Annotated in this window: 20 protein-coding genes and 2 tRNA genes; 1 reads left to right on the top strand and 21 read right to left on the bottom strand. The window is 43.0% G+C overall.

The genetic code is table 11. The annotated features are described in order from the left end of the window. Positions 1 to 44: 44 nt before the first annotated feature. The 14 genes from rpsO to rlmE all read right to left on the bottom strand — a co-directional run bounded on the left by rpsO (position 45) and on the right by rlmE (position 13,498). Complete coding sequence (gene rpsO / locus BCU57_RS00790) at positions 45 to 314, bottom strand: 30S ribosomal protein S15 (RefSeq protein WP_076542867.1); 270 nt, start codon at positions 312 to 314, stop codon at positions 45 to 47. 177 nt (positions 315 to 491) lie between these two features. Next, positions 492 to 1,436: a tRNA pseudouridine(55) synthase TruB gene (truB, locus tag BCU57_RS00785; RefSeq protein WP_102439558.1), complete on the bottom strand. Its 945-nt coding sequence runs from the start codon at positions 1,434 to 1,436 to the stop codon at positions 492 to 494. Then, positions 1,436 to 1,861 (bottom strand): 30S ribosome-binding factor RbfA, encoded by a 426-nt coding sequence (gene rbfA, locus BCU57_RS00780; protein WP_102439559.1) that lies wholly within the window; start codon positions 1,859 to 1,861, stop codon positions 1,436 to 1,438. The genes truB and rbfA overlap by 1 nt, the downstream gene beginning before the upstream one ends. A gap of 59 nt (positions 1,862 to 1,920) precedes the next feature. After that, entirely contained in the window at positions 1,921 to 4,575 is a 2,655-nt protein-coding gene (gene infB / locus BCU57_RS00775) for a translation initiation factor IF-2 (protein ID WP_413211380.1), read from the bottom strand. 25 nt (positions 4,576 to 4,600) lie between these two features. Continuing rightward, positions 4,601 to 6,100, bottom strand: coding sequence for a transcription termination factor NusA (gene nusA / locus BCU57_RS00770; RefSeq protein ID WP_076542863.1), 1,500 nt, complete (start codon positions 6,098 to 6,100; stop codon positions 4,601 to 4,603). A 29-nt stretch (positions 6,101 to 6,129) separates the two neighbouring features. Beyond that, the gene (gene rimP, locus BCU57_RS00765) at positions 6,130 to 6,585 is read right to left on the bottom strand and encodes a ribosome maturation factor RimP (RefSeq protein ID WP_076542862.1); all 456 of its coding nucleotides are present in this window, start codon (positions 6,583 to 6,585) and stop codon (positions 6,130 to 6,132) included. A gap of 170 nt (positions 6,586 to 6,755) precedes the next feature. After that, positions 6,756 to 6,832, bottom strand: a tRNA-Met gene (locus BCU57_RS00760). Positions 6,833 to 6,982: 150 nt separating this feature from the next. Then, positions 6,983 to 7,068, bottom strand: a tRNA-Leu gene (locus tag BCU57_RS00755). Between the two features lie 124 nt (positions 7,069 to 7,192). Continuing rightward, positions 7,193 to 7,516 carry a preprotein translocase subunit SecG gene (gene secG, locus BCU57_RS00750; RefSeq protein WP_076542859.1) on the bottom strand — a complete coding sequence of 108 codons (324 nt, stop codon included), beginning with the start codon at positions 7,514 to 7,516 and terminating at the stop codon, positions 7,193 to 7,195. Between the two features lie 4 nt (positions 7,517 to 7,520). Then, positions 7,521 to 8,303 carry a triose-phosphate isomerase gene (tpiA, locus tag BCU57_RS00745; protein ID WP_076542857.1) on the bottom strand — a complete coding sequence of 261 codons (783 nt, stop codon included), beginning with the start codon at positions 8,301 to 8,303 and terminating at the stop codon, positions 7,521 to 7,523. A gap of 151 nt (positions 8,304 to 8,454) precedes the next feature. Further along, the gene (glmM, locus tag BCU57_RS00740; RefSeq protein WP_102437913.1) at positions 8,455 to 9,798 is read right to left on the bottom strand and encodes a phosphoglucosamine mutase; all 1,344 of its coding nucleotides are present in this window, start codon (positions 9,796 to 9,798) and stop codon (positions 8,455 to 8,457) included. A 79-nt stretch (positions 9,799 to 9,877) separates the two neighbouring features. Then, positions 9,878 to 10,717 carry a dihydropteroate synthase gene (gene folP, locus BCU57_RS00735; protein ID WP_102437915.1) on the bottom strand — a complete coding sequence of 280 codons (840 nt, stop codon included), beginning with the start codon at positions 10,715 to 10,717 and terminating at the stop codon, positions 9,878 to 9,880. A 135-nt stretch (positions 10,718 to 10,852) separates the two neighbouring features. After that, complete coding sequence (gene ftsH, locus BCU57_RS00730; protein ID WP_241901040.1) at positions 10,853 to 12,814, bottom strand: ATP-dependent zinc metalloprotease FtsH; 1,962 nt, start codon at positions 12,812 to 12,814, stop codon at positions 10,853 to 10,855. Positions 12,815 to 12,868: 54 nt separating this feature from the next. After that, the gene (gene rlmE, locus BCU57_RS00725) at positions 12,869 to 13,498 is read right to left on the bottom strand and encodes a 23S rRNA (uridine(2552)-2'-O)-methyltransferase RlmE (RefSeq protein ID WP_055023704.1); all 630 of its coding nucleotides are present in this window, start codon (positions 13,496 to 13,498) and stop codon (positions 12,869 to 12,871) included. A 90-nt stretch (positions 13,499 to 13,588) separates the two neighbouring features. Here rlmE and yhbY point away from each other — a divergent pair, with 90 nt between their 5' ends. Beyond that, a complete protein-coding gene (gene yhbY, locus BCU57_RS00720; protein ID WP_076542846.1) occupies positions 13,589 to 13,888 on the top strand; it encodes a ribosome assembly RNA-binding protein YhbY in 300 nt (99 codons plus the stop codon). 131 nt (positions 13,889 to 14,019) lie between these two features. Here the strand turns inward: yhbY and greA are convergent, their stop codons facing one another. The 7 genes from greA to BCU57_RS00685 all read right to left on the bottom strand — a co-directional run bounded on the left by greA (position 14,020) and on the right by BCU57_RS00685 (position 23,118). After that, entirely contained in the window at positions 14,020 to 14,496 is a 477-nt protein-coding gene (gene greA, locus BCU57_RS00715) for a transcription elongation factor GreA (RefSeq protein ID WP_076542843.1), read from the bottom strand. Between the two features lie 277 nt (positions 14,497 to 14,773). Beyond that, the gene (carB, locus tag BCU57_RS00710) at positions 14,774 to 17,998 is read right to left on the bottom strand and encodes a carbamoyl-phosphate synthase large subunit (protein ID WP_102437919.1); all 3,225 of its coding nucleotides are present in this window, start codon (positions 17,996 to 17,998) and stop codon (positions 14,774 to 14,776) included. A gap of 27 nt (positions 17,999 to 18,025) precedes the next feature. Further along, complete coding sequence (gene carA, locus BCU57_RS00705; RefSeq protein WP_102437921.1) at positions 18,026 to 19,183, bottom strand: glutamine-hydrolyzing carbamoyl-phosphate synthase small subunit; 1,158 nt, start codon at positions 19,181 to 19,183, stop codon at positions 18,026 to 18,028. Positions 19,184 to 19,366: 183 nt separating this feature from the next. Beyond that, positions 19,367 to 20,179: a 4-hydroxy-tetrahydrodipicolinate reductase gene (dapB, locus tag BCU57_RS00700; protein ID WP_102437923.1), complete on the bottom strand. Its 813-nt coding sequence runs from the start codon at positions 20,177 to 20,179 to the stop codon at positions 19,367 to 19,369. Positions 20,180 to 20,230: 51 nt separating this feature from the next. Further along, a complete protein-coding gene (locus tag BCU57_RS00695) occupies positions 20,231 to 20,845 on the bottom strand; it encodes an FKBP-type peptidyl-prolyl cis-trans isomerase (RefSeq protein ID WP_102437925.1) in 615 nt (204 codons plus the stop codon). A 107-nt stretch (positions 20,846 to 20,952) separates the two neighbouring features. Beyond that, positions 20,953 to 21,744 (bottom strand): M48 family metallopeptidase, encoded by a 792-nt coding sequence (locus BCU57_RS00690; RefSeq protein ID WP_102437927.1) that lies wholly within the window; start codon positions 21,742 to 21,744, stop codon positions 20,953 to 20,955. Between the two features lie 150 nt (positions 21,745 to 21,894). Continuing rightward, entirely contained in the window at positions 21,895 to 23,118 is a 1,224-nt protein-coding gene (locus BCU57_RS00685) for a DEAD/DEAH box helicase (RefSeq protein WP_102437929.1), read from the bottom strand. Between the last annotated feature and the right edge of the window lie 22 nt (positions 23,119 to 23,140).

Here is a 23,140-nt window from a genome sequence, read left to right as displayed (position 1 = left end):
TTTGATCTACTTACCGCAAGCAATAAGCAAATTAAACGTCGTTATTAACGACGTAAACCTAACTTCTGGATTAGAGCAGTATAACGAGCTACGTCAGTACGCTTAAGGTAAGCAGTAAGCTTACGACGTGCGCTAACCATACGTAGTAGACCACGACGTGAATGGTGATCATGGATGTGCTCTTTGAAATGACCTTGTAGATGGTTAATCTGTGCAGTCAATAAAGCTACTTGTACTTCAGTTGAACCAGTGTCGTTTTCACAACGTGCGAATTCAGCTACGATTTTAGCTTTTTGTTCATTACTTAGTGACATAAATATCTCCAGAAAAAATTAAATTATCTCAAGCCGATCACTAACTCAGCCTGAGGGCGCGATATATTAACCGAAAGCGCAGCTTACCGCAATAAAAAATCTGCATATCCGACTGCGGCAATCTTGCCACAGTAAAATATACAGATTGATATAGATTAAACTAACAAGTTAGAGCCACTACTCTTGACTGTGGTCAACCACTAATCTTTTGGGTGCGAGTAAGCCATCATCATTTTTAAAGCCAATGCCAATAAACTTTCTTGACTCACCTAAAGTGATCCGTAGAAGTTGATCATCTAGCACACCTTCAGCCTGAACAGGTTGGCCTTGTAAAATATACTGAGCACTGGTCTCAGGTAAATTTACTTCAGCAAAGTTCGCGACCGCGGTATCCATTGGTAATAGTAATGGGTCTAATACATTACTTGAAGGTATTTCAGACTTTTCAGCCTCATCTACCATCGCCATCAATTGCTCTAAGGTCACCATTTTTTCATATGGATAGTCAGCAACTTGAGTACGTCTAAGCATAATGACATGAGCCCCACAGCCTAGCATTTCCCCTAAATCATCAACGATGGTGCGAATATAAGTACCTTTAGAACAATGAATGTCTAAGGTTAACTCATCACCTTCTAAGCCGACGTTTAGCAACTCAAACACATTAATTGGTCGGGCTTCACGGGGGACTTCAATGCCTTCACGTGCATATTTGTATAAAGGCTGACCTTGATACTTTAATGCCGAATACATAGAAGGAACTTGCATGGTTTTACCACGAAAGTGTTCAAGTGACACTTCAAGCTTTTCTTGGGTAAAATTGACAGGTCTTATCTGCACAACTTCACCGTCAGAATCACTGGTATCAGTTCTTTCACCTAACTTGGCCGTCACTAAATAACGCTTATCAGCATCAAGTAAATGTTGAGAAAACTTGGTTGCTTCACCTAAACAAATAGGTAGCATCCCGGTTGCCAATGGATCCAAAGCGCCAGTATGGCCGGCTTTGTTAGCTTGGTAGAGACGTTTGACACGTTGCAAAGCATGGTTAGAACTGATGCCAGTTCCTTTATCTAATAGCACTATGCCATCAATAAAACGCCCTTTGCGACGACGAGCCATTAGTCTTTTCCTTCTGTATTTTCTTCAGCGTCAGTTGATTCTTCAGAACCAAACTTTTCTTGCTTTGCCTTATCACTCGTAATCACTTGGCTTACTAAGTTAGACATACGCATACCTTCAACTAATGAACTGTCATAGACAAAACGTAGTTCAGGCATAACACGTAGCTTCATGCGGCCAGCAATTAGTGTTCTGATGTAAGGAGCTGCTGCAGCAAGTGCTTCGACTTTTTGATCGACTAATTCACGATCTTCTTCAAAGAAGGTCACAAATACTTTTGCGTAGCTTAAATCTCGTGACACATCAACATCGTTTACTGTAACAAAACCGATGCGAGGGTCTTTCATATCGCGCTGTAACACCATAGCAAGCTCTTGTTGCAGCTGCTGCGCGATTCGACGAGTACGACTAAATTCTTTTGCCATAATATTGTTACCATAGCCTTATATAAATAAAAAAGGCGGCTTACGCCGCCCTTTCTGTGTTACAGCGTTCGGGCCACTTCGACCGTCTCGAAGACTTCAATCTGATCGCCCACTCGGACGTCATTGTAGTTCTTCACACCGATACCACATTCCATGCCGTTACGAACATCAGCAACGTCATCTTTAAAGCGTCGTAATGATTCTAGCTCACCTTCGTAGATAACCACGTTGTCACGTAGTACACGGATAGGAGCGCTACGCTTGATGGTACCTTCGGTAACCATACAACCGGCAATTGCACCAATCTTAGGCGACTTAAATACATCACGAACTTCTGCCAGACCAATGATTTGTTGCTTGAATTCAGGAGCAAGCATGCCCGTCATCGCCGCTTTAACTTCATCAATCAAGTCGTAGATAACGCTGTAGTAGCGTAAATCAACACTTTCAGAATCGATAGTCTTACGCGCTTGTGCATCAGCACGCACGTTGAAACCAACCATGATGGCATTTGAAGCTGCAGCTAGCGTAGCATCAGTTTCAGTTAATGCACCAACGCCACGAGCGATGATATTAACTTTAACTTCATCAGTAGACAGTTTAGCTAATGATTCACAAATTGCTTCAAGTGAGCCTTGAACGTCTGCTTTAAGAACGATGTTAAGTTCTTGCACTTCGCCTTCGGTCATGTTCGCGAACATGTTTTCAAGCTTAGATTTTTGCTGACGTGCTAGTTTAACATCACGGAATTTACCTTGACGATAAAGTGCAACTTCACGTGCTTTACGCTCATCACGAACAACTGTTGCTTCATCACCAGCTGAAGGTACACCTGAAAGACCTAAGATCTCTACAGGGATTGATGGACCAGCTTCAGTAATTGCTTTACCGTTCTCGTCTTTCATTGCACGGATTTTACCGTACTCAAGACCACATAGAACGATATCGCCTTGGCGTAAAGTACCTTCTTGAACAAGTACAGTAGCAACTGGGCCACGACCTTTATCCAATTTAGATTCAATAACAACACCAGCAGCCATACCTGAACGGTCAGCTTTAAGCTCTAATACTTCAGACTGAAGTAAAATGCCTTCAAGTAATTCGTCAATACCGGTACCCGCTTTAGCCGAAACGTTTACGAACATGTGTTCGCCGCCCCAATCTTCAGACATAACACCGTGTTGAGCTAATTCACTCTTAACACGCTCTGGGTCAGCTTCTGGCTTATCCATTTTGTTCACTGCAACGATTAACGGCACGTTACCAGCTTTAGCATGTTGAATCGCTTCGATAGTTTGCGGCATAGCACCATCGTCTGCAGCCACAACCAAAATAACAATATCAGTTGCTTTAGCACCACGAGCACGCATTGACGTAAACGCCGCGTGACCAGGAGTATCTAAGAAAGTGATCATGCCATTTTCAGTTTCTACATGGTATGCACCAATATGCTGGGTAATACCACCGGCTTCACCGTCAGCAACTTTGGCACGACGAATGTAATCAAGTAATGAAGTCTTACCGTGGTCAACGTGACCCATGATGGTAACGACTGGAGCACGAGTCTCTAGTACCACATTTTCTTCATCACGATCACCAAGTACTTGATGCTCTAATTCGTTTTCACGAAGAAGAATAACCTTATGACCCATTTCTTCAGCAACCATTTGTGCTGTTTCTTGGTCTAAGATTTGGTTAATGGTAACCATAGAGCCCATTTTCATCATCTGCTTGATGATTTCAGTGGCTTTAAGAGACATACGTTGAGCAAGTTCAGCAACAGATACTGTTTCACCGATACGTACTTCGCCTTTAACCACAGCAACAGGTTTGTTGAAACCATGTGCCATAGATTCAGGAGCAGTGCTCTTGTTACGTGCAGCATTGCTACGGTTATCACGACCGCCTTTGCCACCACGTTTCTTGTTAGCATTCTTGTTACGTGCACGACGGCCACGTTTTTCATCGTTAGCATCTGAAGTATCTTCAGCAGCACGCGCCGCTTTAGAGGTAGTCACATGGTGATCACCGTTCTTTTCAGCTTCAATACGTTGACGCTCTTCTTCAGCCCAACGCTTTGAGTTTTCTTCAGCTAACTTGCGAGCAGTTTCAGCAGCTAATGCCGCTTCTTCTTCTTGCTTTTTCTTTAATGTCGCTTCTTGAACCGCTTTAAGGCGATCAGCTTCTACTTGCGCAGCAGCAGACTCAGGATCTTCAGCTTTAGCTGCTTTGGCTTTAGCCGCTTCAGCTTCTTTCTTCGCTTTAGCTTCTGCATCTTTTTTCGCTTTCGCTTCTGCGTCCGCTTTAGCCTTAGCTTCTGCGTCCGCTTTAGCCTTAGCTTCTGCAGCAGCTTTCGCCGCAGCTTCTGCTTCTTGCTGCTTTTGCGCTGCTAGTTCAGCTTCTTTCGCTGCATCGCTATCGTCACGTTTAACAAAAGTACGTTTTTTACGTACTTCAACTTTAACGTCTTTAGATTGCCCGCCACCGGCATTAACACTGAGTGTTGAAACGGTTTTGCGTTGTAATGTCATTTTTTGCGGCGCTTGATCGCCACCGTGTTGCTTTTTCAAGTGATCAAGCAATGTTTGCTTTTCAGCTTCTGAAACTGAATCAGCTTTGGTTTTCTTGATCCCTGCGTCGGCAAACTGTTCAATCAGTCTGTCTACATTTTTGCCCACTTCCGCGGCCAATTTATCTATACTTGTATCTGCCATCAATTAAATCCCCCTGTTGATCGACTTATGCTTCTTCGCCAAACCAACAGATATTACGGGCAGCCATGATGAGCTCACCTGCTTTTTCTTCTGTCAATTCTTCAATATCAATTAAATCGTCAATGCCTTGTTCCGCTAAGTCTTCTAAGGTAATTACACCCTTACTTGCAAGAACATATGCTAAATGCTTTTCTAAACCATCTAACGCTAATAAATCTGCAGCCGGTTCAGCACCATCAAGTGCTTCTTCTGACGCTAATGCTCTAGTTGAAATCGCTGCTTTTGCACGTTCGCGTAGCGCAGTTACGATGTCTTCGTCAAAACCATCAATGTCTAATAATTCTGTTTCAGGTACGTAAACAATTTCTTCTAAAGACGTAAAGCCTTCTTCTGCAAGTACTGTTGCAAAATCTTCGTCAACTTCAAGTGTTTCAACAAATAAGTTAACGATTTTAGCGCTTTCAGCCTGATGCTTCTTGTTAAGGTCTTCAACAGTCATTACGTTTAATTCCCAGCCTGTTAACTGAGTCGCTAAACGTACGTTTTGACCATTACGACCAATCGCTTGTGCTAGGCTGTCTGCTTCAACAGCAATGTCCATTGAGTGGTTGTCTTCATCAACAATAATTGAAGCAACATCAGCAGGTGCCATTGCGTTAATAACGTATTGTGCTGGATTGTCATCCCACATAACGATATCAACACGCTCGCCACTTAACTCATTTGAAACAGCTTGAACACGTGCGCCACGCATACCAACACAAGCACCGATAGGATCGATACGTTTGTCATTGGTTTTCACGGCGATTTTAGCGCGAGCGCCTGGGTCACGTGCTGCACCCATGATTTCAATCACTTCATCTAAGATTTCAGGTACTTCTACTCTGAATAACTCAATGATCATTTCAGGCTTGCTACGCGTTAAAAATAACTGCGCACCGCGAGCTTCTGGGCGAACTGCATAAAGTAAAGCACGTACACGGTCACCAGGACGGAATGATTCACGGCTAATGATGTCTTCTTTGTAAATAACACCATCAGCATTATTACCTAGATCAACAACAACGCTTTCACGGGTGCTTTTCTTAACGACACCAGTAACAATCTCGCCTTCACGTTCAATGAACTGTTCAACGATTTGAGCGCGTTCAGCTTCACGTACTTTTTGTACGATAACTTGCTTCGCGGTTTGCGTCGTAATACGGTCAAACACAACTGAATCGATTTCATCTTCGATGAACTCACCAGGTTGAATTTCTGGATTTTCATATCGCGCAGCTTCAAGTGTGATTTCGCTGTAAGGGTTTTCTAAAGCTTCACCTTGATCATCGACAACCATCCAACGACGGAAAGTGTCGTAGTGGCCAGTTTTACGGTCGATAGCAACGCGAACTTCAATTTCGCCTTCATACTTTTTCTTAGTTGCAGTGGCTAGAGCAATTTCTAGCGCTTCGAATATTTTTTCACGCGGGACGGCTTTTTCATTTGATACCGCCTCTGCGACTAGCAGAATCTCTTTATTCATTATGTCTTGCCTCGTTCACCTTGAAACTATCAAAACTTCGCAATAATGTTGCCTTTGCGTACATTATCTAAAGCCACTATCAAATCTTCACCATCTACGTTTATCGTTAGCATTTGCCCTTCGATTGCCGTGATGACACCTTTTAAATTACGACTACCCGCTACTGGCATCGTCAATTGTACTTTTGCATCTTCGCCAATATATGCAGCGTATTGCGCTGCAGTAAATAAAGGTCTATCAACCCCAGGCGAAGAAACTTCTAATGTGTATTCTGTCGAGATTGGGTCTTCAACATCTAGAACAGCACTAACTTGACGGCTGGCTTCGGCACAATCTTCGATATTGACACCACTTTCACCATCAATAAATACACGTAATATTGAATGACGCCCAGCATGGACAAACTCAATACCCCAAAGTTGAAAACCAATAGCCTCAACAGGTACTGTCAGCATTTCTGTCAGTTTAGTTTCTAATGTTGCCAAAAATGACCCCCAAAAACGAAAAAAAGGGCATAAGCCCCAAAAAAGTCGGTATAATCACGGAGTTACCAAGCTCCATATAACAAAAAACCCCGTAATGACGAGGTCTTAATATAGAACCTTTTAATTGAAGAATGTTTTACGCAATTTCGTAAAATCAATCAACAATAAGCTGGTTGCGGGGGCCGGATTTGAACCGACGACCTTCGGGTTATGAGCCCGACGAGCTACCAAACTGCTCCACCCCGCGTCAACTTGCGCAATTATATTAACTTACGTCTTCTCTTGCAATGATTAATCCAATTAACTTTGATTAATCCAATTAACTTTGATTAATCCAATTAACTTTGATTAATCCAATTAACTTTGATTAATCCAATTAACTTTGATTAATCAAATTTGGTGCGGATGGTGGGACTTGAACCCACACGAGCATAGCTCACCACCCCCTCAAGATGGCGCGTCTACCAATTCCGCCACATCCGCATATGTAACTGTTACTATTTTCTATTAGCTAATTTGAGGTTAAGTTTGAGAGAGGGAAACTTAACTTAGCTAATAGAGACAAAACTTAATCGAAGCAACAAACTATGTTGCCTCAATTTGTTGTTTAGTCTGGAATCTTTGTTTCAGTTTGAGTAGGAGCTTGTTCAACTTGCTCTACTGCAGAACCTAAATCATTCCATGCATCATCTTGCTTTGAATGGTTAGCACTTAAGTTACCTAATACTAGGCTTAAAGTGAAAAAACCAATCGCTAGCACAGCTGTGCTACGTGTCAGGAAATTACCTGAACCGCCTGAGCCAAATAGAGTTCCTGATGCACCAGCACCAAAAGAAGACCCCATATCAGCACCTTTACCTTGCTGAAGAAGGATTAGGCCAACAAGACCGATCGCAACAACCAAGTAAACTACAATTAAAACTTCATACATAATATTAAGCGCTCATCGCTATGGAACATAAACTTAAAAACTCGCTAGAGTTTAAGCTAGCACCGCCAATCAGTCCACCATCAACATCTGGCTGTGCAAAAATATCGGCTGCATTTGAAGGCGTAACACTACCACCGTACAAAATACGAATATTTTCTCCGATGAACGGCGACACTTCAGAAAGTCTTTGACGAATAAACGCATGGACTTCTTGTGCCTGCTCTGGAGTTGCACTCTTACCAGTACCTACAGCCCATAAAGGCTCGTAAGCAATAATGGCATTATCAAAAGCCATGGTGCCATTCTTTTCAATCACAATGTCTAACTCTTCGGCAATCACTTCAAAAGTACGTCTTGCTTCACGAGCTGGACCAGATTCACCAACACAAAGAATCGGCGTTAAACCATGTTTCTGTGCTGCAGCAAATTTCTCTGCAACGATATTACTTGTTTCGCCATACATACGACGGCGTTCGGAATGGCCGATAATCACATATCGACATCCTGAATCTTTTAGCATTTTACCGGAAACTTCACCAGTGTAGGCTCCAAAGTCATGCTGACTAAGGTTTTGTGCGCCCATTCTTACAAGCGCGCCATCTAAGGTTTGCTTATTTGCTTCAAGTAGTTGTCTTACACTTTCAAGGTAAATTGAAGGTGGACACAAAACTACTTCAGCAGAATCATTTTGGAGCTTTGTAGCGAACTTGCTGAATAACTCTTGGGCTAAAGCCGAACTGCCATTCATTTTCCAGTTGCCAGCTACCATAGGACGTCTGAGTGCCATTACTGTCTCCTTTCAAAGCGGCGTGAATAATAACGAACCACCAAACAAGTTACAATACCTAAGTTAGGAATAATTACTATAACGTGTCAGAGTGTTGTTTTTTTACTCGGTACGATTAAGTATTAATAAATAAACAATTAATATATAACATTTAGGATTTACTAACGCGTTGCACTGCATCAGCAATCTGTTGTGCAAAAGATGTGACCAATGCCACATCTTCACCTTCAACCATCACCCTTATTAAGGGCTCAGTGCCGGATTTTCTAAGTAAAACTCGACCGGTTTTACCTAATAGCTGCTCTACATGCTGCAGGGTAGTGATGACCGCTGACGTTGATAATGGATCAGTCTCACTATTAAAAGTGACATTAATTAATACTTGAGGCAACATTTTTAGCGGTTTAACCAACTGTGCTAACGATAATTGTTGCTGCTGCATTGCCGCTAACACTAAAATTCCCGCCACGATACCGTCCCCTGTCGTGCCGTGATCTAAATCGAGTATATGTCCAGAGCTTTCGCCGCCAATACGCCAGTGGTGTTGACGCATCAACGCCATGACATAACGGTCACCTACTTTTGAGCGCATAAAGGGGATATTCAATCTCTTAAATGCCAACTCCAAGCCTAAATTTGACATCAAGGTGCCAACAACCCCGCCCTTCAAAGTGCCATTATTAAGTGCATTAGCGGCAAGCACATAAAGAATTTGATCGCCATCAATCACATTACCTTGGTGATCCACCATCATGATCCTATCACCATCGCCATCTAAGGCAATGCCGACATCAGCCTGTTCTAGCAGCACTTGCTCGCATATTGACGCCATGGATGTCGCGCCAACATTGTCATTAATATTTAATCCATTAGGTTTATCACCAATGGTGATCACTTCTGCGCCAAGCTCTTTAAAAACACTAGGAGCAATGTGATATGTTGCGCCGTGAGCGCAATCAACCACAATTTTAAGCCCAGCTAAAGTCAGCTCAGCAGGGAAATGACCTTTACAATATTCAATGTAGCGCCCTGCTGCATCATCAATTCTTGCCGCTTTGCCCAATAAATGAGACTCAACACAAACTAAGTCTTTGGTAAGTTCATGCTCTATTTCTAATTCAAGCGCATCATCTAACTTACTGCCGTCAGCTGAAAAAAACTTAATACCATTATCGTAATAGGGATTATGGGAGGCACTAATAACAATGCCAGCTTCGGCCCTAAAAGTTCGGGGTAAATAAGCAATAGCTGGCGTCGGCATAGGCCCAACCAATAATACATTTAAGCCAGCGGCAGATAAGCCGGCTTCCAGTACGGATTCAAACAGGTAACCCGAAATCCGTGTGTCTTTACCGATAATCACTTTCTTGGTGCCACTGCGTGAAAGCACCCTTCCCGCTGCCCAGCCAAGCTTAAGAGCAAGCTCGGGGGTCATTTTACCCGCGCCGACCTTGCCCCTAATACCATCAGTTCCAAAAAATTGTCTTTGCTGCATGTGTACCTCTCAAAGTGAATTCATACCACTTGATAACGTAACCTAGGCAAAAAATGCATGTTTAAAATGACTGAAAAGGTTAGTTATGTAAACTTGCCATTGTCGCTGACATCACAGTGAGTGCATCCACGGTTTCTTCAACATCATGTACCCGTATAATTTGCGCCCCTTGCTGCGCCGCAATCATCGCCCCAGCAAGACTACCCGCTAAGCGATTATTAATATCACGCTGTAATAAATCCCCGATCATGCTTTTTCTTGATAAACCTACCAGCACGGGAAAATGCAAACTATGTAGTTCCGGTAACTTGGCTAACAGCTGATAATTATGCTCAAGAGTTTTACCAAAGCCAAAGCCTGGATCTAAAATGATATTTTCTCGAGACATACCTGCTGCTAAACAATAATCTACCCTTAGCGACAAAAAGTCATTAACTTGTTGGATAACATCGTCGTATTCTGGTGAGTCTTGCATATCTTTTGGTTGCCCTTGCATATGCATTAAACATACGGGCACATCGAGCATAGTTGCCATTGCCAGCGCGCCGGGCTCTTGTAGCGCACGAACATCATTAATAATATGGGCGCCTGCAGCAACTGCTTTTTCCATGACTTGCGGCTTACTGGTATCGATTGAAATCCACACATCATGGTTTTGGGCAGTATATTCGATGACAGGAATAACTCTAGCGAGCTCTTCTTCTAAAGTAACAGCTGTAGCACCTGGTCTGGTTGACTCGCCGCCAATATCAACTATTTTAGCCCCTTGACTGATGACTTTATCAACTTGCTGACAAGCACTTTCAAACGTGGCATGTTGACCGCCATCAGAAAAAGAATCTGGGGTTACATTAATGATAGCCATAACAATCGGACTGGCTAGCGAGAGGGTTTTATCTCCCGATTTAAGTTCAAACACACAACCTCACTTATACTCAATTTAATGAGTTAGATAATATTTAACTCTATTAGCTGAATTAAAATACTTTTGTTCACAAAGCAATAAATATAAAAAAACCCCTTTCGGGGTTTTTTACGTTAATTTAACTCAGCGTTATTTAGCAGGCGCATCAGTATCTGGTGTCGATTCTGATTTATCATCTGCTTTATCTGCGTCTGCAGCTTCAGAGTCAGCTTTAGTCTCTGTCGTGTTTGCAGGCGTGCCTTTATCTTTATCATCAATTGAGTCATCAGCATCCCAATCGGCTGGCTGACGAACTTCGCGACGATTCATTAAATCATCAATTTGATCGGCATCGATGGTTTCAAATTTCATTAACGCATCTTTCATGGCATGGAGGATATCCATGTTGTCATTTAAGTAAGTATGCGCACGATCGTAATTTGAATCAATTAAGTGTTTTACTTCGGCATCGATGATACGGGCGGTATCGTCGGACATATGTTGGGTTTTACCCATACTGCGTCCTAGGAATACTTCGTTTTCATCTTCAGCATAAAGTACCGGGCCTAATTTTTCAGAGAAGCCCCACTGGGTCACCATGTTACGTGCAATTGACGTTGCATATTTAATGTCTTGTGAAGCACCTGTCGATACGCGCTCTGTACCGTAGATCATCTCTTCCGCTAAACGTCCGCCGTAGGCAACTGAAATTTGGCTTTCAAGTTTACGGCGACTTTGACTAATTGCATCAGCTTCAGGTAAGAAGAAAGTCACACCTAATGCACGGCCGCGTGGAATAATAGTAACCTTATGCACAGGATCATGCTCAGGCACCAAACAACCAACAATCGCATGACCTGCTTCATGGTATGCGGTCATTTCTTTTTCATCTTCAGACATCACCATAGTGCGGCGCTCAGCACCCATCATGATTTTGTCTTTAGCACTTTCAAACTCTTCCATGCTCACTACGCGGCGATTACCCCGAGCAGCAAATAGCGCAGCTTCATTCACCAAGTTTGCTAAATCAGCACCTGAGAACCCTGGGGTACCACGAGCAATAACGCTGGCTTTGACACCATCTGCTAACGGTACTTTACGCATATGAACTTTTAAAATTTGTTCACGACCACGAACATCCGGTAAGCCAACAACCACTTGACGGTCAAAACGACCTGGACGTAGCAATGCAGCATCCAACACATCTGGTCTGTTGGTCGCAGCAATAACAATAATACCTTCGTTACCTTCAAAACCATCCATTTCAACCAGCATTTGGTTCAAGGTTTGCTCACGCTCATCGTGACCGCCACCAACACCAGCGCCACGTTGGCGACCTACAGCATCAATTTCATCGATAAAGATGATACATGGTGCAGACTTTTTAGCTTGCTCAAACATGTCACGTACACGTGATGCACCGACACCGACAAACATTTCAACAAAGTCAGAACCAGAAATAGTGAAAAACGGAACTTTAGCTTCACCAGCAATGGCTTTTGCAAGTAAGGTTTTACCCGTACCCGGTGGGCCAACTAAAAGAACACCGGTAGGAATGCGGCCACCAAGCTTTTGGAAACGGGTTGGCTCTTTTAGGTAATCAACCAATTCTTTTACGTCTTCTTTTGCTTCGTCACAACCTGCAACATCACCAAAAGTAGTTTTAATTTGGTCTTCGCTCATCAATTTGGCTTTACTCTTACCAAATGACATCGCGCCTTTACCGCCACCGCCTTGCATTTGGCGCATGAAGAATATCCACACACCAATTAATAACAGCATCGGGAACCAAGAGATAAAGATTTGGGTTAGGAAGCCTGACTCTTCAGCTTCTTGCCCCTTCATTGAAATCCCTTTACGATCAAGATCATTGATTAAATCTTGGTCATACATTGGCATGATTGTAGTGAACTTCTCTCCAGAGCGTCTTACTCCTTCAATGGTACGTTGATCACTTTTAATTTCTACCGAATTGATATTGCCGTTTCGGACACTATCTAAGAATACGGAATAATCCATCTTCTGCGTTGACGAAGAAGAGGGGGAATAGCCCTGAAACACTGACATCAACACGACGGCGATGACAACCCAGAGAATTAAATTTTTTGCCATGTCACTCAAATTGTTAGACCTCTTGAAGACCCACGATAATTAATCGTTAGACTACTATAACTTGTAACCAGTCGCCACTATATAAACTTCACGTGAACGTGGTCGTGATGAATCTGGTTTGCGTGTTTTCACTGTTGTAAAAGCTTGTCGCACTGCTTTCATATATTCGTCAAAGCCTTCCCCCTGAAAAACTTTGACTGCAAAACTACCATTAGATGCCAAAACTTGATGGCACATATCTAATGCTAATTCTACTAAATACATTGCCCTTGGTTGATCCACACCATCTGAACCACTCATATTAGGCGCCATATCTGATAGTACTACATCAACTTTATCTTCACCAACGCGGTCAAGTAAAGCATCAAGTACTTTTTCTTCACGGAAATCGCCCTGTAAAAAGTCGACGCCCACGATGGGGTCCATAGGTAAAATATCACATGCGACTAATTTACCTTTTTCTCCCACTAGTTTAACTGCAATTTGAGACCAACCGCCAGGCGCTGCGCCTAAGTCTACTACTGTCATACCAGGTTTAATTAATTTGTCTTTTTGTTGGATTTCTTCCAACTTGAATGCAGCTCGAGAGCGTAAACCTCGCTTTTGAGACAGTTTTACATAGTGATCATCAAAATGTTCTTGCATCCATCGGCTTGAACTTGCCGAGCGTTTCTTCGTTGCCATTTAAATTCCGTAACGATTTGGAGTTACATCATGCTTATATAAGGGTAGAATAGCCGTTTTTCAACAGTAACATTTAAAAAGTTGGTACAAATGAACTTAACAACCAAACAAAAACAGCATTTAAAAGGCCTGGCGCATAATTTAAAGCCTGTAGTGCTGCTTGGTGCTAATGGTTTGACCGAAGGTGTACTGGCTGAAATTGATAGTGCACTCACTCATCATGAACTAATTAAAGTGAAAGTAGGCTCTTCTGATAGAGAGCTTAAAAATGCTGTAGTTGACGCGATTATTCGCGAAACTCAATCTACCAAAGTACAGCTTATCGGTCACACCTTAGTTATTTTCCGTCAGTCTGCTGAAATGAAAATTGCCGTTCCAAAAGCAAAATAATTTCGTCAAACATCTGGTTACTTAATATTAGTCGATTGTTGATTAACTGGTATTGAATATGACCTAAAAAAACCACTGCCATGCAGTGGTTTTTTTATCGCTATAGCAAACCAGTCTTAAGTCGTAACTTATTAAACGTATTCTACAGCGATAATTTCATATTCTGCGGTGCCACCAGGTGTGGTAATGGCAACTTCATCATCAAGGTTCTTACCAATTAATCCCCGCGCTATCGGTGAATTCACTGAAATAAGATTTTCTTTAATGTTTGCTTCATCATCACCGACGATACGGTAAGTTGACTCTGCATCGGTATCAACATTGACAATGGTCACTGTTGTGCCAAAAATCACTCGGCCATTGTTTGGCATTGATGTCACATCAATGATTTGTGCATTTGATAACTTGCCTTCAATATCACGAATACGTGCTTCACAAATACCTTGTTCTTCACGGGCAGCATGATATTCAGCATTTTCTTTCAAGTCGCCTAATTCACGTGCAGAAGCAATAGCTTCAGTAATGCTTGGACGACGCACAAATTTTAATTCATCTAATTCTTTACGCAGCTGTTCAGCTCCGATGATCGTCATAGGGACGGTATTCATAATGTCTTATGTCTCCTTTAAAAACAAAAGCACCCCGTGTCGACACGCATATCAACACAGTAAAATCTATATTATTAAACGTCGAGTCGTCATGCTCACATTCACTTATAGCGACATGTGGCAACAAAACAGTCTCGCGCGCTGAAGGGCTAGCAAATGATGATAGCTAAGCTTACATAAGCTTGCGAGTAGTTACTAGTGAGTGTCAAAAAATAGTAATAAAAAAGGCTGCATGACTGCAGCCTTTTTAACCGAATCGACGTTAAATTAAATATTATTAACTTTTAGCGATTCGTTCATGCAATTCTTGTACTGAATTGACGTTATTACGGTCATCTGCTGAATGCGCCATACAGGTAGCAAATGCAGCATTCAATGTTGTGGTGTAGTTCACTTTATAACGCAGTGCACCACGACGAATTTGACGAGAATCTTCAATCGCTTGACGCCCCTCAGTGGTATTAATGATGTAAGTGTATTCACCATTTTTAATACGGTCGAGAATATGTGGACGGCCTTCATGTACCTTGTTAACTAGGCGCGGATTAATACCTGCTTCACCTAGAATAACTGCAGTGCCATGAGTTGCATCAATTTGATAACCTAGCTCAATCAGTTCAGCTGCAAGTTCAGCCACACGCGCTTTATCACTGTTACGCACAGAAATTAATGCACGGCCAGACTTAGGTACTTCAGCTGTGGCACCAAGCTGGGCTTTAGCATAAGCTTCAGCAAAGGTTTCACCCACACCCATTACTTCACCTGTAGAGCGCATTTCAGGGCCAAGCATTGGGTCAACACCTGGGAACTTGTTAAACGGCAATACCACTTCTTTTACTGAGAAGTATGGTGGGATCACTTCTTTAGTGAAGTTCTGCGATGCTAAGCTTTGACCAGCCATTACACGTGCAGCAATCTTCGCTAGCGGGATACCGGTTGCTTTAGAGACAAATGGCACTGTACGCGCAGCACGTGGATTGACTTCAATCATGTAGATTTCGTCATCTTTAACCGCAAACTGAACGTTCATCAAACCAATTACGCCCAGCTCCATGGCTAATTTAGCCACTTGCTCACGCATACGGTTTTGAACATCTTCGCTTAAGCTGTATGGCGGCAACGAACAACCTGAGTCACCTGAGTGAACCCCCGCTTGTTCAATGTGCTCCATGATAGAACCCACAACCACGATTTCGCCGTCACAAACTGCATCGATATCGATTTCAATGGCATTATCGAGGAAACGGTCAAGCAATACTGGTGATGAGTTAGATACGCTTACTGCTTCATTGAAGTAGCGACGTAAGTCTTGCTCGTCATAAACGATTTCCATTGCGCGTCCACCTAATACATAAGATGGACGAACCACTAACGGGTAACCGATACGGGCAGCAGAAAGTACCGCACCTTCAACCGTTGTTACGGTATCGTTTTCAGGTTGCTTCATTTCAAGACGTTGAATCGCTTGCTGGAAACGCTCACGGTCTTCAGCGCGGTCAATGGCATCGGGGCTTGTACCAATAATCGGTACACCTGCCGCTTCTAGTTCACGTGCCAGTTTTAGCGGTGTTTGACCACCGTACTGTACGATAACGCCTTTTGGGTTCTCAATACGAACGATTTCAAGCACATCTTCAAAGGTCACTGGCTCAAAGTACAAGCGATCTGAGGTGTCATAATCGGTCGAAACTGTCTCAGGGTTACAGTTAACCATAATGGTCTCGTAACCGTCTTCACGCAATGCTAATGCCGCATGAACACAGCAGTAATCAAACTCAATACCTTGACCAATACGGTTAGGGCCGCCACCAAGAATCATGATTTTTTCACGGGTTGATGGCGCGGCTTCACATTCTTCTTCGTAAGTTGAGTACATGTAAGCAGTGTCTGTGGCAAATTCTGCCGCACAGGTATCGACACGCTTATACACTGGGTGCATATCAAAGCGGTCACGAATTTTACGCACTTCGCTATCACTGACACCTAAGATGTGTGCTAAACGAGCATCAGAGAAACCTTTACGCTTAAGTTGCAGTAAGAAGGCTTCGTTAAGACCTGACATCCCCACTTCAGCCACTTTAGCTTCTTGGGCGATAAGATCTTCAATTTGGACTAAGAACCAATGATCAACATTAGTTAGCTTGAAGATATCATCACGACTTAGACCAGCGCGGAAGGCATCAGCAATGTACCAAATACGGTCACAACCAGGCTCTTTTAACTCATGACGAATTGTTTGCATTGCTTCAGGCGATGCAAGGTCAACAATCGGGTCAAAACCGTTACGGTTAACTTCAAGTCCACGTAATGCTTTTTGTAATGACTCTTGGAAAGTACGGCCAATGGCCATGACTTCACCCACTGACTTCATTTGCGTCGTCAAACGGTCATTAGCGCCAGCAAATTTTTCAAAGTTAAAGCGCGGCACTTTAGTCACAACGTAATCAATTGCAGGCTCGAATGATGCTGGGGTGCGACCACCAGTAATATCATTCATTAGCTCGTCTAAGGTGAAACCTACCGCTAATTTCGCGGCGATTTTAGCAATCGGGAAACCGGTTGCTTTAGAAGCTAACGCAGAAGAGCGAGAAACACGCGGGTTCATTTCAATAATGACCATACGGCCAGTGTTTGGACAAATACCAAACTGAACGTTTGAACCACCGGTTTCAACACCAATTTCACGCAGTACCGCTAAAGAAGCGTTACGCATTAATTGGTATTCTTTATCGGTCAGTGTTTGCGCTGGTGCAACAGTGATTGAATCACCGGTATGCACGCCCATGGCATCGAAGTTTTCAATGGCACACACAATGATGCAGTTATCATTGCGGTCACGAACCACTTCCATTTCGTACTCTTTCCAACCGATTAGTGACTCATCGATTAGCAGCTCGCTAGTTGGCGATAACTCAAGGCCTTGAGAACAAATGTCTTCAAACTCTTCTTTGTTATACGCAATACCACCGCCACTGCCACCCATGGTGAAAGATGGACGAATAATACACGGAAAGCCAACTTGGTCTAAAACACCGTAAGCTTCTTCCATTGTATGGGCAATACCAGCACGAGGACAGTCAAGTCCAATTGACTTCATTGCTGTATCAAAACGACTACGGTCTTCAGCTTTATCAATTGCGTCAGCTGTCGCGCCAATCATTTCAACGTTAAACTCTTCTAGTACACCTTCAGCTTCTAGCTGCAGTGCACAGTTAAGTGCGGTTTGGCCACCCATAGTTGGCAAAATCGCATCAGGTTTTTCTTTAGCGATAATGTTACGCACAACTTCCCAGTGAATTGGCTCGATGTATGTCGCATCAGCCATTTCTGGATCTGTCATAATGGTTGCAGGGTTAGAGTTAACTAAGATAACTCGATAACCTTCTTCACGCAGCGCTTTACACGCTTGTGCGCCAGAATAGTCAAATTCACAGGCTTGACCAATCACAATTGGGCCAGCGCCTAGGATCAGAATACTTTTAATATCAGTACGTTTTGGCATTGCTTATCTATTCTCCGAATGACCTAACTATTTAGCGTTTTGACGATATTGTTCAATCAACTCAATAAAGTGATCAAACAGTGGTGACGCATCGGTCGGTCCAGGGCTTGCTTCTGGGTGACCTTGGAAACTAAACGCTGGTTTATCAGTAAGGTGAATACCTTGCAAAGACCCATCAAATAACGATTTGTGAGTCACTTTGATGTTTGCAGGCAACGTCGCTTCATCAGCAGCAAAACCGTGGTTTTGGCTGGTGATCATCACATTACCTTTTTCAATATTACTTACCGGGTGGTTAGCACCATGATGACCAAACTTCATTTTCAAAGTTTTTGCCCCAGATGCTAATGCAAGTAATTGGTGACCAAGACAAATACCAAATACTGGGATTTCAGTTTTTAAAATTTCTTGGATAGCCGTAATCGCATAATCACATGGCTCTGGGTCGCCAGGGCCATTTGATAGGAAAATCCCATCAGGATTCATTGCTAATACTTCAGCTGCCGGTGTTTGTGCAGGGACAACAGTAACATCACAACCGCGGTCAACTAGCATGCGTAAAATATTGCGCTTGATACCATAATCAAAAGCAACAATTTTAAACTTAAGCTCTGACGCTGGAGTTTCGTCCGGTAAACCACCCACTAAGCGCCAAGTGCCTTTGCGCCATTGGTAGGTCGACTCTGTGGTCACTTCTTTAGCCAAATCCATGCCTTTCAAACCAGGGAATGCTTTGGCTGCTGCTAATGCTTTAGCTTCATCGATATCGCCGACCATAATACAACCGGCTTGGGCACCCTTTTCACGTAAAATACGAGTTAATTTACGGGTATCGATATCAGCGATACCAACAACATTATTCGCTTTTAAATAATCGCTTAAGGATTGTTGATTACGGAAGTTGCTAGCTAATAGAGGGAGATCTCGGATGATTAGACCACAGGCATGAACTGAATCAGATTCGGTATCTTCATCGTTTGTTCCGGTGTTACCAATGTGCGGGTAAGTCAAAGTGACAATCTGGCGAGAATATGACGGATCCGTTAAAATCTCTTGATAACCTGTCATTGAAGTATTAAATACAACTTCACCAACAGTTAGTCCATCGGCACCAATTGCTGTGCCAGAGAATACGGTTCCATCTTCGAGTACAAGTAAGGCAGACTGTGTCAACGTGACCTCCAAAAATAAGAGTCAAACCACTGAAATTATTTATTTTTAATTTCTACAGATTTACAAAATTACGAAAATTTGGCAAATTCCGGCGATTCTATATGAATTATGTATAAGCGTCTATGCTTGATTTATGTTTTTTTGGGAACAATATTTTCCCAAAAAAAAACCACCAACGGTGGTTTTCTTTAAATATTAATTGAGTCCCAATACTTGCTGCATGTCATAAAGACCAGCATCTTGATCGGACAGCCAATAGGCGGCGCGCATTGCGCCATTTGCAAAGGTCATGCGACTGGTGGCTTTATGCGTTATTTCAACTCGCTCACCAATATCGGCAAACATCACCGTATGGTCGCCAACAATATCACCGGCACGAATAGTAGAAAAACCAATGGTATTTCTATCACGTTCGCCTGTCATACCTTCACGACCATATACAGCGCACTCTTCAAGATCACGACCTAAAGTTTCAGCGATAACTTCGCCCATCTTTAATGCCGTCCCTGAAGGGGCGTCTTTCTTAAAGCGATGATGGCCTTCGGTGATTTCGATATCGGTGTAATCACCCATTACTTTTGCCGTTAACTCTAATAGTTTCAGCGTTAAGTTAACGCCTACTGACATATTCGGTGCAAACACAACCGGTGTTTGCTCAGCATAAGCACCAATCAACTCTTTTTGAGCATGATTGAACCCAGTAGTACCAATCACAATCGCCTTATGGTTTTTAGCGCACCAATCAAGGTGAACTAACGACGACTCTGGAGAGGTAAAATCAATTAATACATCAAAATGTTCTGATGCAATATCTAATGAATCTGTAATCGCGACATCCATAGTACCAACACCAGCAAGCTCACCAGCATCAACACCAATCAGTGTTGAACCTGTACGCTCAATAGCAGCACCCAAATATATGACCTCATGTTGCTTTGCAGCTTCAATCAGTGTGCGACCCATACGGCCACTGGCACCAACAACAGCGACTCTTACTTTTGCAGTCATTTACTTCTCCCAGTGATACAAAAACGCCTAAGTAAACTTAGGCGCTTTTCATTAAACGATTGCTAATAATTCGACTTCAAATACCAACGCCGAGAATGGCGGGATAGAAGCGCCAGCACCACGTTCGCCATAAGCTAAGTGTTGTGGAACGAATAGTTTAAGCTTAGTGCCAACAGGCATTAGTTGTAATGCTTCAGTCCAACCAGCGATAACACCAGAAACTGGGAATTCAGCAGGCTCGCCACGAGCTACAGAGCTATCGAATACTTCACCGTTGATGAAAGTACCGTGGTAATGTGCACGAATAGTTGATTCAAGCGTTGGCTTTTCGCCTTCACCTTGAGTGATAACTTCGTATTGAAGTCCTGACTCAGTAACAATAATGTCTTCACGCTTAGCATTTTCAGCTAGGAATGTTTCACCTTCAGCAGATGCTGCAGCAGCAGCTTCTTCTTGAACAGCTTGTAAACGACGGCTGATTTCAGTGAAAGCAACTTGTAAGTCTTCCATAGCTACAGCACTTTCTTTACCAGCGAATGCATCAGCTAGACCAGCTTGTACAGCAGGGATATCGATGCCTTCGAAAGGGTTAGCAGCTAATTGCTCACCCATTTGACGACCTACACCGTAACTTGCTTGCTGTTCCATTGTGTTGAACTCTGACATATCGTATTTACTCTTAATTCATCGGTTAAAATTTGCGGGGCAGTTTACCACACTTTCGTTGCTGATGGGTGCTAATCTACCTCGATTATGACTATTTTTCAGTAGCCTTAATGACACTTGGCAAGCGTCTTCTTTAGAGCTGCTTGATACACTGGTGTCACTTTAGCTTGAAGGGCTTTTAAATCGGCAATACGTGTCGAATGAGATGGATGGGTTGAAAATAGCTCAGGGCCTCGTTCACCACCGGCTTTGGCCATATTTTGCCAAAGCGTAACGCTTTTAGCAGGATTAAAACCCGCTTTAGCCATTAACTCTAAACCAAGCTCATCGGATTCACTTTCTTGATCGCGGCCAAAGGGTAATAAAATACCGACTTGCGCACCTAAGCCTAAGCCCGCCATATAAAGATCTTTATTGGCCACGCCGCCAGCACCTAGGGCTATATCAGCCATTTGCATACCTGCATTGGTCATTTGTGAACGCGAAACTTGCTCATTACCATGCCTTGCTAGCACATGGGCTACTTCATGACCTATTACTGTCGCTAACTGGTCTTGATCGCTCGCCACCTTAAGTAATCCTGTGTACACGCCAATATGTCCACCGGGCAGTGCAAAAGCATTTATCTGATCTGAATCAAATAACACAACTTCCCAGTTTAAGCTTTGATCAGGTAATATTGCAGTAATGCGATTGGCAACACAGTTCACATAGGCGGTTTGCTGTTTATCGGTACTGATTTTTTCCGTTTTTTTCATCGCATCGAATGATTGCGCCCCCATTTGCGACATTTGAGACTCATCAAATAACAGCATTTGGCTGCGGCCAGTTGGGGATTTGTGGGTTGCGCAACCTGAGATAATAATGGTGGCAAATAGCCCCCAAAAAACGGCTTTCATAATAATTATCCTTTTATTATTTTGTGAGCGTTGGCAATAGTTCATCATAAATTTAGTACTCAATAGATTGATTACAAATGAACCTATTGCGCGCTATTGTAAGTCATTTTTAGCTCAGCAATCACTAAAAACAGCAGCTTACCTTGGTGTTTATTTACCTTTAAAGTCCTTAATACTGCGCTTTTTCTGACTGCGGCGATTTGCTTGCTTATCTTTTTTTGGCCGTTGACTGTTACCCGAACTCGGTTTATCCGTCACCGGGAAATCTGCTAAGGCGAGAGTTGGCAGCGCGCGCTCAGTTAAGGTTCTGATAGCTTGTAGTGCATCAGATTCACCATGACACACTAACGATAGCGCCAAACCATTAGCACCCGCCCTTGCCGTGCGGCCAATGCGGTGCACATACACTGCTGCGCTTGCGGGTAAATCCACATTAATAATCACAGGTAATGCATCAATGTCTATACCGCGGGCTAACACATCAGTTGCCACTAATACGGTTAACGCCTTTGATTTGAAGTCCTTTAAGGTTTTAGTGCGTATCGCTTGCTCTTTATCGCCATGCAATGCTGCCGCATTAACTCCAGCTTTTACCAGCTTTTTGGTTAGTGCATCTGCGCTATCTTTAGTATTGCTAAACACCAACACTTGCTGCCATTGATGCTGCTTTATTAGCGCAATCAGTGCTTGTGCTTTACTGCCTTTATTGACCAAATAAAGCTGCTCTTCAATGTGATCTACCACTGAATTGGCTTTATCAGCTTCAATACGGATCAGATCATGTTTCAAAATCACACTAACTTGTTTAGCTACTGTGTCATCTATGGTGGCTGAAAATAATAGTGTCTGCTTATTTACCGGCGTTTGCTGCACTATGGTTTTAATGTCTGCCCAAAAGCCCATATCTAATAACCGGTCTGCTTCATCAAGTACTAACAACTTCAGCGCTGATAAAGACACATGTTCCAGCTTTATAAACTGCACTAACCTTGATGGGGTGGCGATGATAATCTGCGGCGGTCTCTTCAAATCAGCGACTTGGGCTTCAACATCAATGCCGCCACATAAAAGCTGCACCTTTATGCCTAAAGGCTTCGCAACCTGATTAAGCGTTTGATAAACCTGATTAGCCAGCTCACGAGTCGGCGCAATTACTAGCGCTTGAACAGGGTCAGCTTTATCTAGATCAATAGCTTGCAGCATAGGCAAACCAAAGGCGTAAGTTTTACCGCTCCCTGTTTGTGCTAAAGCCAATACATCTTTACCTGATAACACAGCAGGAATGGCCAGCGCTTGAATTTTAGTGGCCGCTGTTAATTGCTTAGGTAAAGCTGAGATAAGGCTTGGATTGAGGTTTAACTGTAAAAAAGACATCGAAATAGTGATCCAAAGAAGC

The organism is Shewanella sp. 10N.286.48.B5, assembly GCF_002874355.2.
Taxonomy (GTDB): Bacteria; Pseudomonadota; Gammaproteobacteria; order Enterobacterales; family Shewanellaceae; genus Shewanella.
This window is presented reverse-complemented; position numbering and strand designations above follow the sequence as displayed.

Coding starts and splice junctions, on each gene's coding strand:
- yhbY (WP_076542846.1), top strand. CDS start 13,589: ATGAACTTAACAACCAAACAAAAACAGCATTTAAAAGGCCTGGCGCAT.
- ftsH (WP_241901040.1), bottom strand. CDS start 12,814: ATGGCAAAAAATTTAATTCTCTGGGTTGTCATCGCCGTCGTGTTGATG.
- carB (WP_102437919.1), bottom strand. CDS start 17,998: ATGCCAAAACGTACTGATATTAAAAGTATTCTGATCCTAGGCGCTGGC.
- nusA (WP_076542863.1), bottom strand. CDS start 6,100: ATGAATAAAGAGATTCTGCTAGTCGCAGAGGCGGTATCAAATGAAAAA.
- rbfA (WP_102439559.1), bottom strand. CDS start 1,861: ATGGCAAAAGAATTTAGTCGTACTCGTCGAATCGCGCAGCAGCTGCAA.
- infB (WP_413211380.1), bottom strand. CDS start 4,575: ATGGCAGATACAAGTATAGATAAATTGGCCGCGGAAGTGGGCAAAAAT.
- tpiA (WP_076542857.1), bottom strand. CDS start 8,303: ATGGCACTCAGACGTCCTATGGTAGCTGGCAACTGGAAAATGAATGGC.
- rlmE (WP_055023704.1), bottom strand. CDS start 13,498: ATGGCAACGAAGAAACGCTCGGCAAGTTCAAGCCGATGGATGCAAGAA.
- secG (WP_076542859.1), bottom strand. CDS start 7,516: ATGTATGAAGTTTTAATTGTAGTTTACTTGGTTGTTGCGATCGGTCTT.
- BCU57_RS00685 (WP_102437929.1), bottom strand. CDS start 23,118: ATGTCTTTTTTACAGTTAAACCTCAATCCAAGCCTTATCTCAGCTTTA.
- dapB (WP_102437923.1), bottom strand. CDS start 20,179: ATGACTGCAAAAGTAAGAGTCGCTGTTGTTGGTGCCAGTGGCCGTATG.
- glmM (WP_102437913.1), bottom strand. CDS start 9,798: ATGCAGCAAAGACAATTTTTTGGAACTGATGGTATTAGGGGCAAGGTC.
- truB (WP_102439558.1), bottom strand. CDS start 1,436: ATGGCTCGTCGTCGCAAAGGGCGTTTTATTGATGGCATAGTGCTATTA.
- BCU57_RS00695 (WP_102437925.1), bottom strand. CDS start 20,845: ATGTCAGAGTTCAACACAATGGAACAGCAAGCAAGTTACGGTGTAGGT.
- greA (WP_076542843.1), bottom strand. CDS start 14,496: ATGAATACCGTCCCTATGACGATCATCGGAGCTGAACAGCTGCGTAAA.
- rpsO (WP_076542867.1), bottom strand. CDS start 314: ATGTCACTAAGTAATGAACAAAAAGCTAAAATCGTAGCTGAATTCGCA.
- BCU57_RS00690 (WP_102437927.1), bottom strand. CDS start 21,744: ATGAAAGCCGTTTTTTGGGGGCTATTTGCCACCATTATTATCTCAGGT.